The sequence below is a fragment of the Dysgonomonas sp. PF1-14 genome (assembly GCF_029892965.1).
GTDB lineage: Bacteria > Bacteroidota > Bacteroidia > Bacteroidales > Dysgonomonadaceae > Dysgonomonas.
This window is the reverse complement of sequence record NZ_JARXWN010000005.1, coordinates 58,158-71,154: the sequence shown is the minus strand read 5'-3', so window position 1 is coordinate 71,154 and position 12,997 is coordinate 58,158. Positions and strand designations below refer to the sequence as shown.

The following is a 12,997-nucleotide window of genomic DNA, read 5'->3' as shown; positions in this document are numbered from 1 at the left end:
AATGGAACCTAAAGTAAGTATCGGTATTTTGTGGAACAAGGCTGTTTCTTTTGTTCTCAACTCAGATTATTCATGTCTTGGCAAAGTGGTGACAGAAGAGAAGACTGTTTTCCTCAGTAACGGACAGATACTCTGGGAGGGGAATATGTATGATGAATTATACTTCGAACCTCAGAACGACAATGCCTCATTTACTTTAAAAGATGTAGTTATAGGTATCGGTTTTCATTGGGAACGCAAAGAAGATCAGGTATTTCAGGGAGCATTGAAGCTGATAGTGGAAAATGACATGATAACCGCTGTCAACATCATAGGTGTGGAAGATTACCTTACCAGTGTGATCTCTTCCGAAATGAGTGCTACCGCCTCTCCCGAGTTATTAAAGGCGCATGCTGTTATCTCCCGAAGCTGGCTTCTGGCACAGATAGAGAAGAATAAGGAAATTGCTGCTGCGAATGAGAAATATTCGACTTTTACCGAAACCGAAGATGAAATAATCCGTTGGTACGACCGTGAAGATCATCTGTACTTCGATGTATGTGCCGACGACCATTGCCAGCGTTATCAGGGGATTACACGAGCATCAGCTAATCTGGTAACAGTAAAGCAGGCTATCAGTGAGACATGGGGACAAGTCTTGATGTCTGATAACAAAATCTGTGATGCCCGTTTCTCGAAATGTTGCGGCGGTGTAGTCGAAGAGTTCCAAAACTGTTGGGAAGACATTCCGCATTCCTATTTGGTAAAGCTGCGCGACAGCGAGCATGGCAAAGACATACCCGATCTCATACAGGAGACTGAAGCCGTAAACTGGATACATACGCGCCCCGAAGCGTTCTGCAATACGCAGGACAAAAAGATATTGGGGCAGGTACTCAACAACTACGATCAGGAAACGGTCGATTTCTACCGATGGCAGGTAACCTATTCACAGGAAGAGCTTTCTGCTTTGGTACTGAAACGTTCGGGAATAGACTTCGGACTGATAGAGAAACTGATCCCTGTACAGAGAGGAACCTCAGGACGTCTTGTAAAACTGAAAATCGTTGGAACAAAGAAAACGTTAACCATAGGAAAAGAGCTCGAAATACGCCGTATCTTATCCACATCGCACCTATACAGTTCGGCATTTACCATAGACAGAAAAAATGATACATTTATAGTGTCGGGAGCCGGATGGGGACATGGTGTAGGACTGTGTCAGATAGGAGCTGCCGTAATGGGAGAACAAGGATACCTTTACGACCGGATACTGTTGCACTACTATGTAGGAGCAAGTATAGAAACATTGTATTAAAAACAATACCATGAAAGAAAACAAAAAATCGCCGTGGGCTTGGATTCCCAGCCTTTACCTTGCCGAAGGATTACCTTATGTGGCCGTAATGACCATATCGGTGATCATGTACAAGCGGATGGGAATATCCAATACCGACATTGCATTATATACCAGTTGGCTCTATCTGCCATGGGTTATCAAGCCACTATGGAGTCCGTTTGTAGACCTGCTGAAAACAAAGCGCTGGTGGATTGTGACCATGCAGATACTTATAGGTGCCGGATTTGCCGGAATAGCATTCACCATCCCCCTACCCTTTTTCTTTCAGGCTACACTGGCATTCTTCTGGCTGCTGGCTTTTAGTTCGGCTACGCACGACATTGCCGCCGACGGATTCTATATGCTTGGGCTGAATACAAACCAACAGGCTAAGTATGTAGGGATCAGAAGCACATTTTATCGTGTGGCTACTATTATGGGACAAGGTGTGCTTATCATCCTTGCCGGATTTTTGGAAAGCACATCGGGGCTTGAACCTCTGAAAATAAACATCGATGCCTCGCCACAATATACACAGTCGACTTTATATATCCCCACACTTAGCGATACAAATGCTAAAGACGGGGAAATACATTTCATCCTCGATCGTGATAATATCCGGATAGGCACGCAGAGTGTCAATAAAGATTCGTTGGACACATTCCTTAAAAAGGTGAATAAGATGAATCTAGATAACGGATTTGTTATAAAAGAAGCCGAAAAGAACAAAAGCAAAGATGGCTGGTGGAAAATTAATGTATCACAACCTTTGGGCAATTGGATAAAGGAAAACTTCGGAGAGAAACGCTATGTCGAAAAATCGGCACACTCAGGAAACGTTGCCGTTGCAGCCGTAAGACTATCGAAACAACCCGAGCAAGGAAAAGAAATGGTACTGAACACCACCATGAACAGAGGTGACAACAGCATCTCTCTCCTGCATGGTGAGCGTCTGGCATTCAATGAAGCAAACTGGAATAAAACGGCTTATCTGGTTTTCCAGATCGACCCGAAACTGAATACAGCCAGTACAGCCGAATACAAGGGATTGTCGGGCAACATACCGTTTGCTTGGTCTATTACCTTTTTCGTATTGGCAGGGCTGTTTATTGTCTTTAGTTTCTACCACAGGGTAGTATTGCCAAAGCCTGATTCGGATAAGTCGCATGCACATTTGACCGCTGGCTCTATAATGAATGAATTTATATCAACATTTAAAAGCTTTTTCAAAAAGCCACAGGCAGCCGCTGCTATATTCTTTATGCTCACATTCCGTTTTTCAGAAGCACAAATCTTGAAGCTAATCAATCCGTTCCTGCTCGATTCGCGCGATATTGGCGGACTGGGACTTACAACGGGTGAGGTAGGCTTAGTATATGGAACGATCGGCATCATCGGCCTTACATTGGGAGGTATTATCGGTGGCCTAGTTGCTGCAAAAGGCGGATTAAGAAAATGGCTGTGGCCAATGACATTCAGCATGTTGTTGACTATTGCTACATTCCTCTACTTGAGCTTTACACAGACTGAAAGTCTGATTCTTATAAATATCTGTGTATTCATAGAGCAATTCGGTTACGGTTTCGGTTTTACGGCTTATATGCTGTATCTGATGTATTATTCCGACGGAGAACAAAAAAACAGCCCATTATGCCATCTGTACAGGTTTTATGGCACTAGGTATGATGATACCGGGTATGTTTGCCGGATGGCTGCAAGAACAACTGGGTTACAATCATTTCTTCATCTGGGTGATGATATGCTCCATAATACCTATTATAGCAGTATCACTGCTCAAAATCGATCCTAAATACGGGAAGGCAGAAGACAAATTGTCCGAAAATGCTGAACAGTAAACATCAAAAGAATAAACAAAATGAAAAAACTATCTATCATATTATTCATACTTTGCTTAACACCGCTTGCCGCTTTCTCGCAGAAGATAAAGATCAAGACAGGCATCGAAGTATTGAAAGAACAGAAGTTCAAAGTATTGGAAGGGAAGCGTGTAGGGCTTATTACGAATCCTACAGGCGTAGACAATAGTATGAGGTCTACTATCGACATACTGCACGAAGCACCCAATGTAAATCTGGTAGCACTATTTGCCCCCGAACATGGGGTGCGTGGCGATGCTCATGCAGGCGACCATGTAGACAATGTGACCGATCCGAAAACCGGATTGCCTGTCTACTCCCTACATGGAAAGACGAAAGTGCCTACACCCGATATGCTCAAAGGCATAGACGTACTCGTTTACGATATACAGGATATCGGTTGCCGCTCGTTTACATATATCAGTACGATGGGACTGGCTATGCAAGGTGCGGCAGAGAGCAATATCGAGTTTATTGTACTCGACCGCCCCAATCCTCTCGGAGGTTTAAAGGTAGAAGGTGGCCTGGTTGACGATAAATTTATTTCCTTTGTAAGCCAATTCAAAATACCGTACGTCTATGGACTTACCTGTGGAGAACTGGCAATGTTGCTCAATGGCGAGAATATGCTGTCGAAACAATGCAAACTACAAATAGTGAAGATGAAAGGATGGAAGCGTAAAATGATATATGAAGAGACAGGACTGCAATGGATTCCGTCTTCTCCGCATATCCCACAACCAGTATCGGCTGTGTTCTATCCTGTATCGGGCATACTCGGCGAACTGGGTTATCTGTCGATCGGCGTAGGATATACCATTCCGTTCCAGATGTTTGCAGCCGAGTGGCTCAAAGCCGGAGACCTGGCTGCTAATCTTAACCGCTTGCATCTGCCCGGAGTACACTTCAGACCGATATATCTGAAACCGTTCTACTCGGTAGGGCAAGGCAAACAGCTCGAAGGTGTGCAGGTGCACATTATGGATTACCAGAAAGCCCGCCTGTCGGAAATACAGTTCTACGTGATGCAGGAAATAGCAACCTTATATCCTGATAAAGCCGTTTTCGACAATGCAAACGATAAACGTTACAGAATGTTCGATCAGGTTTCGGGAAGCGACTATGTAAGGCTCAACTTTGCCAAGAACAACAGATTCGACGACATAAAAGACTTTTGGTATAAAGAAGTAGAACCATTTAAGAAAGTATCGAAGAAGTACTATCTTTATAAATAAAACCTAATATGGAAAAGAAACAAAGCAGCAGGCTCTTATCGCTGGATGTACTCAGAGGTATAACTATAGCAGGCATGATAATGGTTAATAATCCCGGATCGTGGAGTTATGTGTATGCGCCTTTAGGACATGCGCAGTGGCATGGGCTGACGCCTACCGATCTGGTATTCCCCTTCTTCATGTTCATTATGGGAATTTCCACATACATATCGCTGCGTAAATTCAACTTTGAGTTCAACAAACCTACCCTCCTCAAAATATTAAAGAGAACAGTTGTTATATTTCTCATAGGGCTGGGCTTAGGCTGGCTGTCTTTGTCTTTCCGCACATACCATGACTTATCCGGAGCAGAACTTGGATTCTTCGAACGATTCTTCAGAGCCATTACCAACTTCGAACAGATACGCATACTGGGTGTAATGCAGCGACTCGCCATTACTTACGGCGCTACTGCACTTATAGCTATTCTTATAAAGCATAAATATATCCCGTATATCATTGTCACTACACTGGTGGGCTATTTTCTGCTCCTGCTGTTCGGTAATGGATTCGAGTTTAGTGAAGATAATATCATCTCAGTATTCGACAGAGCCATACTTGGCGTAAACCATATGTACAAAGACAGCGGACTGGCTATCGACCCCGAAGGCTTGCTAAGTACAGTACCTGCTATCTGCCATGTACTTATAGGGTTTTGCTGTGGCGAGCGGCTGTTATCCACCAAAGATAACTACGAGCGGATAACAAGGCTTTTCATCATAGGAGCAATACTAACATTTCTTGGCTTCCTGCTAAGCTACGGATGCCCTATCAACAAAAAGATATGGTCGCCTACATTCGTATTGGCTACATGTGGTCTGGCAGCAACGTTACTGGCTTTACTTATATGGATTATTGACATTAAAGGGCATAAAAAATGGAGTGTATTCTTTGAGTCGTTCGGCGTTAATCCGCTTTTCATCTATGTGGCTGCCGGCGTATTCTCTGTAATATTGGGGAGTACCCTCATCACATACGATGGCAATGCAATCAGCCTCAAAGGTTTTATTTACAATATCTGCTTACAGCCATATCTGGGCAACTACTTCGGATCGTTGATCTTTGCCCTGCTGTTTGTCGGATTCAACTGGGTGATCGGAAACATATTGTATAAAAAGAAAATATATATTAAGATATGATATTACTAGCAGACGGAGGTTCTACCAAAGTCGATTGGCGTTTAGTAGACGGCAATAAAGAAATAGCACAAATAACGACAAAAGGAGCTAACCCGTTTTTCCGTACAAGGGAAGATATCAGCAGCGAGCTTGCTGCTATACTGAAACCCGTTGTTAATGGGCAAACTCTGGATGGCGTATTCTTCTTCGGCGCAGGATGTGCTTCTCCCGAAAAGAACAAGATAATCAGAGATGCGATAGCAGACAATATACACGCCTCTTACATAGATGTAAACAGTGACTTACTTGCTGCGGCTAAAGGATTGTGCGGCAACCGTAAAGGTATAGCCTGTATTATAGGTACAGGTTCTAACTCATGTTACTATGATGGCAACGAGATTAAGGAAAACGTCTCACCTTTGGGTTATATTCTAGGTGATGAAGGCAGTGGAGCCGTCATAGGCAGATTATTTCTCGGAGCATGTCTGAAGAATCAATTGACTCCGGGCATCAAAGAGAAGTTTCTGAAAGAGTATGACCTCACTCCTGCTCTCATCCTCGACCGAGTGTACAAGCAACCGATGGCAAACCGTTTTCTGGCAAGCTTGTCGCCTTTCCTTATCGAGAATCTGGGAGATAGGACAATCTATAACCTTGTGTATAATGCTTTCAGAGAATTCTTTGTGAAGAATGTGATGCAATACGACTACAAGAACAACGAGACACACTTTACAGGTTCGGTTGCTTATCATTATCGCGACGTATTGCGAAAAGCAGGTACAGACTTCGGCATCAGTGTAGGTAATATTGTGCAATCACCAATGGAAGGACTTATAAGGTATTACGGTACTCAGCAACCAATCAGCAATTTGTAAAACGTAGAAGAATGACATTCATCAAAATAACAGAGCAACCTTCTCAGTATGATAATCTGGAAAACAAATCAGTACTGGAGTTGCTCACCGACATCAATCGCGAAGACCAGAAGGTTGCCCTTGCAGTAGAAAAGACTATACCACAGATCGAAAAGCTGGTAAGCCAGATTGTGCCACGCATGCAACAGGGAGGGCGCATCTTTTACATGGGTGCAGGAACAAGTGGACGGCTCGGTGTACTCGATGCTTCCGAAATACCGCCGACATTCGGTATGCCAAAAACACTTGTAATAGGACTTATTGCCGGGGGGGATACGGCTTTGCGTAATCCGGTGGAAAAAGCAGAAGATAACATGGAAGCGGGCTGGAACGATTTACAGGCTCACAACATCAATGACAAAGATATAGTAATCGGCATTGCGGCATCAGGCACTACGCCCTATGTAATAGGCGCTTTACGCGAAGCCCGCAAGCATGGCATACTTACCGCATCCATTTCCAGTAATCCCGATTCACCTATCGCGCAAGAAGCCGATGTGCCCATCGAAATGATCGTAGGGCCTGAATATGTCACAGGCAGCTCCCGCATGAAATCGGGCACTGGACAAAAAATGATACTGAATATGATCACTACGGCTACCATGATAAAAATGGGACGAGTGAAGGGGAACCGTATGGTGAATATGCAACTATCGAATGCTAAGCTGGTAGACAGGGGCACGCGCATGGTCTCGGAAGAACTGGGGCTCGACTATGAGCAATCGCAGCGGCTCTTGTTACTGCATGGCTCAGTGAAAAAGGCTGTAGATGCCTACCGCGAGGATAACAAATAAAAAGATTCGTCATGCTGAACGGAGGTGAAGCATCTATTCTATCGAAAGATATCTTTCCCGTTGGTCAGGATAACAGAGTCGTCTTATTCTATCAATTGCCTCCACTTTCAAGTGGAGGAACAAGGCTGATAATTTGAAATGGCTTTAGCCAAAAGAGATTTGACTAAAGTCTTCTTAGAGGGTATTTCAAGCCCCCGCCTTTTAGGCGGGGAAACTCATAGAGTTTAATAACCCCACCCTATCTCTTAATTTATTCTAATATAGCATGATAGATACTCCCTATCTTATCACTTTTATCTATCTTTATCGCAATATTAATAAGTATTAACCCTAATCGGTACGAAATATGTGTATCGGTGATGCATTAATGCTCGGCATTATGGATACACTCCGTATAACCCTTAAACTAAATTATTTACACATGAAATCATTAAAAGAATTGACTTCTCAGAGCTTGTTGCTGTTAGGTTCGGCAATAGCATTGTCGTTGGCATCGTGTAATAGCGAGCCACAGCATAACACCCTCTCCGAGAAAGAAAAAGCCGAAGGCTGGCAACTGCTGTTTGACGGTACTACAATGACCGGATGGCGCGACTACAACGGCACTGCCCTCACTCAGCCGTGGCATGTAGTAGACGGATGTATTCAGGCTAAAGGAGATGGCAGTGATGCCAGCGGCTACATTGTTACCGACAAGCAATATGAGAACTTCGAACTGTCCTGGGACTGGAAACTATCAAAAGGTGGAAACAGTGGGATGCTGTACCATGTAGTAGAGCGTCCGCAATACAAAGTGCCTTACGTTACAGGCCCCGAATATCAGCTGATAGACGAGCCTAACTTCGACGGAGTACTCGAACCTTGGCAACGTCTTGGTGTAGATTACGCCATGTATCTGCCCGACACTACTAAGATGAAGGTAAACCCTCAGGGAGAATGGAACAATGCCCGCATCGTATTCGACAATGGTCATGTAGAGCATTGGCTCAATGGAGTAAAGATACTGGAGTTTGAAGCGTGGACGGACGACTGGTTTGCCCGTAAGAACAGTGGCAAGTGGAATAATGCACCTGAGTACGGACTGGCACACAAAGGTGTTATTTGCCTGCAAGATCATGGTTCTCCGGCTTCGTTTCGCAACATAAAGATAAAAGAGCTGCCACGCAAGACTAAGGAAGTAAGCTTGTTCAACGGCAAAGACCTTAACGGATGGGAAGCCTATGGCACCGAAAAATGGTATGTAAAAGACGACTTGCTGGTTTGTGAAAGCGGCCCAGACAAGCAATACGGCTATCTTGCCACACGCGAGTATTATGACGACTTCGACCTCACTGTAGAGTTCAAACAAGAAGCCGATGGCAACTCCGGAGTATTTATCCGTTCGTTCATCGAAGAAGGTGTGAAGGTCAACGGATGGCAGGTAGAAGTAGCTCCTAAAGGGCATGGTACAGGCGGCATATATGAGTCGTACGGACGCGGATGGCTGATACAGATACCGAAGGAGAAAGAAGAGTTCCTTAAAGTAGGCGACTGGAACACCATGCGCATACTGGTTCAGGGCAATAAGGTAACTACATGGCTCAACGGTGAAGAAATGGTAACACTCGATGATGAGATGATAGGCAAAGGACAAGGACGCATCGCCCTGCAAATACACGATGGTGGCGGCATCAAAGTCCTGTGGCGCAATCTGAATCTAAAAACCCTATAATGGGTTCATATACAGCCAGATAGAAAGAGCGGATACATTGACTGTATCCGCTCCTTTATTTATATCTGATAATCAAATGATTACTTCTTCTTGTCGTCTTTTTTCGCTTCCGGTGCAGGCTTAGTCTCTACTTTAGGCTCTTCCTTTACTTCCACTATCGGCTCTTCTTTCTTTTCTTCTGCCGATGCTAACGGAATAGTCACTCCCGATTTTTCAGCATCACCTTTCAAATAAGACGGAAGACCCATTCCCGCCATATTGAACAGATCGTTCAACGGAGGAACAGACTTCATCAGCCCCGACACGAAATTAGCTGTGGTCGTATTACCATTCGCATTACCTCCCGCAGAATCCCATACAGTAACTTTATCAATTTTAAGATTCTTGATAGCTTCAACCTGTGTTTTAACCAACTCGGGCAATTTCTCTATCAACAATAGCTGATAAGCTGCCACCGGATCGCCGTTAGCCGCACCAACCACGCCTTTATAACCTTCAGCTTGTTTGGATAATATCTCGAACAAACCGCGTGCTTCGGCATCCATTTTGGCAAAGATAGCATCAGCTTCCCCTTTAGCCTGTTCCCGCATACGCTCGGCTACTGCCTGTGCTTCTATAATTACCTTTTGTTTTTCTATCTCAGCAGGAACTACTACATTGGCTATCTGGGTAGAACGTTCTCTTTCCGAACGTGCCATTTCGGCTTTCTGCTCTGCCTGATAAGCTTCTTCGAGAGCTTTTGCCTGTTGCACTTTTTCGGCAGCAACAGCAAGGCGTGCAGCTTCCGCTTCCTTCTCACGACGCAAAGCATCAGATCCGGCAATTTCTATCTTCGCTGTATTTTCACCTTTTACGGCTATTGCATTAGCTTCGGCTGTTTTTACACGTGTATCTCTGTCTGCTTCAGCCTTACCGATAGACTCATCCCTGAATGCTCCGGCAATACTTACTTCCTTATCTTTCTGGGCAATAGCAATAGAAACATCTCTGTCTCTGTGGGTTTCGGCAATCTGCACGTCGCGTTGTCTGTCTGCGATAGCTTTACCTGTTTCCCCCATTTTTTCTTGTTCGGCAACGCTTACCTTCGCTTCATTTATTGCTTTGGCAGCAGCTTCCTTTCCCAATGCCTCTATATAGCCCGATTCGTCATTGATGTCCGTTACGTTCACGTTTATCAGTTTCAGACCTATTTTGCGAAGTTCGGTATCCACGTTCTTGGCAATATTGTCAAGGAACTTATCGCGGTCGGAGTTGATCTCTTCGATCATCATGGTAGCAATAACCAGACGCAACTGTCCGAACAGAATATCGTTTGCTACTTCTTTTATCTGAGCTGTAGTCAGACCTAAAAGCCTCTCGGCAGCATTGTTCATATTTTCTTTCTCCGTCGAAATAGCTATCGTAAAGCGACAAGGCACGTCTACACGAATGTTCTGCTTACTCAGCGCACTGGTCAGATTGGCCTCTATCGAAATCGGTTTCAGATCGAGATACGCAAAATCCTGAATTACAGGCCATATAAACGAACCACCGCCATGGATACACTTGGCCGAAGCCCCGCCTGTTTTTCCGTAAACGACCAAGATCTTGTCTGAGGGACAACGCTTGTACCGCGAGGTCATCACCAAAATCAGGACGATTACAACTACTACGAGGACTACGCCTACCGTAACTCCTCCTCCTAATAATCCATCAATCATAGTTTCAATTTAAATTTATATTTATTATTCAATTTACTCATTCAGTGGAGCTACTACCAGTATGTCGCCTTCCAGTGCAAGCACTTTCACAATGGAGCCATTTTTGATTTCATTTGCACTTGTTGTCACCGCACCCAGTTCGTGAGTAGAGCCGCGCACACTGATAAATATCTTACCCTTACCCGATTTTGCAGCAGGAATGGTCATATAAACATCAGCGGTCTTACCTACCGTATCTTCAAGCTTGAAGGTATTGTCTTCCGACAATCGCATCAGTAGTCTGATGACAAAGAAGAATATAGCGATAAATACTATACCCACAATCAGGGCGATAATACCCAGCACTATCTTATTGTCAATAGCCGTATATAGCGATGCTCCCGTCCAGCCGAAGCCCAGAAAGAAGTTCACCAGATTGCGGAGCGAGAACAGTTGGAACGGGTGGTCTCCTCCATCCAGATTACTATCGAAATCGGCATCTACACCCGTATCAGTATCGGCACCGATAAACGACATTATGGTTTGAATGATGAATACGACACTGGCTATGATGGCGATATACCAATAGACTTGTTGTGTAGAATCCATGCTGGCAAAGAACTCTTTCATAATTGCAGTTTGGTTTTATAGTTATGTTTTCATTAGACTAATACAAAAATAAGATTTTTTTTGAAATATACAATACCCGACATACAGCAAGATTCAACAAATTCCGTATTTCTAAAACCGGGCTCTTTCCCACCCTATCAGAGCAGCTTTTCGCCCACTGTCCCAATGGTATTGCCCGAGTACGCCCGACGACCTTATCACGCGGTGGCATGGTATCAGATAAGCCACAGGATTCTCAGCTATGGCTGTTCCTACTGCCCTGCTTGCGTTCACACTATCTACACAGGCAGCTATGTCGCCGTATGCAGCTACCTGTCCGGCAGGGATTTTAAGGAGCGTTTCCCATACTTTTAGCTGAAAGTCAGTACCTTTTATGTGCAGCTTTATCTGTTCGAGGCTTGTCCAGTCTTGGTGAAAAATGTGCAGCGCATTCTGTTGCATACCATCTGTCAACTGCCTGTATCCCGCATTCGGGAACAGTATTTCCAACTCCGATAAGGCTACTCCCCTGTCGTCAGCAAAGGCCATGTAGCAGATGCCTTTATCAGTGGATGCAATCAGTATTTCGCCAAAGGGTGTTTCAGTAAAACTATAGTTTATTGTAAGATTCTCGCCACCGTTCTTATACTCGCCCGGTGTCATACCTTCTATATTCATAAAGAGGTCGTGCAGACGCCCTGTGCCCGACAATCCGACTTCGTATGCCGTATCAAATAGTGTGGCCCTACTTTCTTTCAGCATCTTTTTAGCATTCTCGATACTGATGTATTGCAGAAACTTTTTAGGGCTGACACCCGCCCACTCAGTAAACATACGCTGAAAGTGGTATGGGCTGAGCGATATATGTGCTGCCACCTTGTCCAGATCGGGCTGAGAAGTATAGTTGTCCGATATATAATTTATCGCATCTTTTATACGAATGAAATCTATTTTTTCCTGCTCTTTCATAATCTGTAAATTTAGAATAATAATGTAAAAGTAATAGTATACGAAATCAAAATAAACCCGAATCTTGCGGTAAGCAATGAGCTCCTTTTGTTATCCTGTTTGTAATATTCATTTTAACTAAAACCTGACAAAACTCACTCTTTTTCATTATATTTGTCCTTATTATTACGATGCAACACACGATGAAAACACTTTTAACTATAGCTCTGCTTCTGATCATGTCTGCTTCTTTCAGTTCTTGTGCAGTTATTAACTCTCTTCTGGGATTCGACGAATGCGGTTATCCTGATTGTGATCGAAAATGCGTTGAAAACTGTAATTACTGTATGATTCATTGTGATACATATAACGTACCTTCGGACCTGAATACCAGAGTCGGCAAATCACTGGATAAGCAATTAGAACCTTATAAATATAAACAGAAGAAATAGTTTGTACAGTTGGTTTTAACTAAAAGCTAACAAAAGTTATACAGTTTACTAGTCTTTAGTGTACTAGCCTGTTAGTACAAATCCCTCCTTTTTGTAGGGGCTGATCGCGTGTCTGCCCGTCTATCCGGTTATCGGGCGAACACATGGATTCGCCCCCTACAGCATTCCCTTTTCAGGGCTTTGCAACTCCCTCTCCCTTCGGAGAGGGTTGGGGTGAGGTGGTTTTTTAACTAAAACCTCACAAACATTACACATTTTGCACTGTTTTTTTCTCTCTTTACGCTAATTTTTATTGGCTCGGCC

General features: G+C 43.9%; 10 protein-coding genes and 2 pseudogenes. 9 read left to right on the top strand and 3 right to left on the bottom strand.

The window, feature by feature from the left end:
* The first annotated feature begins 1 nt into the window (after position 1).
* The 8 genes and pseudogenes from M2448_RS07980 (at position 2) to M2448_RS07945 (ending at position 9,006) form a co-directional block, all read left to right on the top strand.
* Positions 2 to 1,297 carry a SpoIID/LytB domain-containing protein gene (locus M2448_RS07980; RefSeq protein WP_280645734.1) on the top strand — a complete coding sequence of 432 codons (1,296 nt, stop codon included), beginning with the start codon at positions 2 to 4 and terminating at the stop codon, positions 1,295 to 1,297.
* A gap of 10 nt (positions 1,298 to 1,307) precedes the next feature.
* Positions 1,308 to 1,796: pseudogene (locus M2448_RS07975) on the top strand (MFS transporter); the annotation flags it as partial.
* A 573-nt stretch (positions 1,797 to 2,369) separates the two neighbouring features.
* Positions 2,370 to 3,174 (top strand): annotated as a pseudogene (locus tag M2448_RS07970) (MFS transporter); the annotation flags it as partial.
* A gap of 20 nt (positions 3,175 to 3,194) precedes the next feature.
* Complete coding sequence (locus M2448_RS07965; RefSeq protein WP_280645735.1) at positions 3,195 to 4,430, top strand: DUF1343 domain-containing protein; 1,236 nt, start codon at positions 3,195 to 3,197, stop codon at positions 4,428 to 4,430.
* Between the two features lie 8 nt (positions 4,431 to 4,438).
* A complete protein-coding gene (locus tag M2448_RS07960) occupies positions 4,439 to 5,608 on the top strand; it encodes a heparan-alpha-glucosaminide N-acetyltransferase domain-containing protein (protein ID WP_280645736.1) in 1,170 nt (389 codons plus the stop codon).
* Positions 5,605 to 6,462 (top strand): BadF/BadG/BcrA/BcrD ATPase family protein, encoded by an 858-nt coding sequence (locus M2448_RS07955; RefSeq protein ID WP_280645737.1) that lies wholly within the window; start codon positions 5,605 to 5,607, stop codon positions 6,460 to 6,462. Before M2448_RS07960 ends, M2448_RS07955 begins: the two co-directional genes overlap by 4 nt.
* 11 nt (positions 6,463 to 6,473) lie before the next feature.
* Positions 6,474 to 7,295 (top strand): N-acetylmuramic acid 6-phosphate etherase, encoded by an 822-nt coding sequence (gene murQ / locus M2448_RS07950; RefSeq protein WP_280645738.1) that lies wholly within the window; start codon positions 6,474 to 6,476, stop codon positions 7,293 to 7,295.
* 421 nt (positions 7,296 to 7,716) lie between these two features.
* On the top strand, positions 7,717 to 9,006 hold the full coding sequence (locus M2448_RS07945) for a DUF1080 domain-containing protein (RefSeq protein ID WP_280645739.1): 1,290 nt from the start codon (positions 7,717 to 7,719) through the stop codon (positions 9,004 to 9,006).
* 80 nt (positions 9,007 to 9,086) lie between these two features.
* Here the strand turns inward: M2448_RS07945 and M2448_RS07940 are convergent, their stop codons facing one another.
* The 3 genes from M2448_RS07940 to M2448_RS07930 form a co-directional block, all read right to left on the bottom strand.
* A complete protein-coding gene (locus M2448_RS07940; RefSeq protein ID WP_280645740.1) occupies positions 9,087 to 10,706 on the bottom strand; it encodes a flotillin family protein in 1,620 nt (539 codons plus the stop codon).
* A gap of 33 nt (positions 10,707 to 10,739) precedes the next feature.
* Complete coding sequence (locus M2448_RS07935; RefSeq protein ID WP_280645741.1) at positions 10,740 to 11,315, bottom strand: NfeD family protein; 576 nt, start codon at positions 11,313 to 11,315, stop codon at positions 10,740 to 10,742.
* Positions 11,316 to 11,426: 111 nt separating this feature from the next.
* A complete protein-coding gene (locus M2448_RS07930) occupies positions 11,427 to 12,263 on the bottom strand; it encodes a methylated-DNA--[protein]-cysteine S-methyltransferase (protein ID WP_280645742.1) in 837 nt (278 codons plus the stop codon).
* 182 nt (positions 12,264 to 12,445) lie between these two features.
* Between M2448_RS07930 and M2448_RS07925 the strand changes: the two genes are divergently transcribed.
* Positions 12,446 to 12,694 carry a hypothetical protein gene (locus M2448_RS07925; RefSeq protein WP_280645743.1) on the top strand — a complete coding sequence of 83 codons (249 nt, stop codon included), beginning with the start codon at positions 12,446 to 12,448 and terminating at the stop codon, positions 12,692 to 12,694.
* Positions 12,695 to 12,997: the final 303 nt, after the last annotated feature.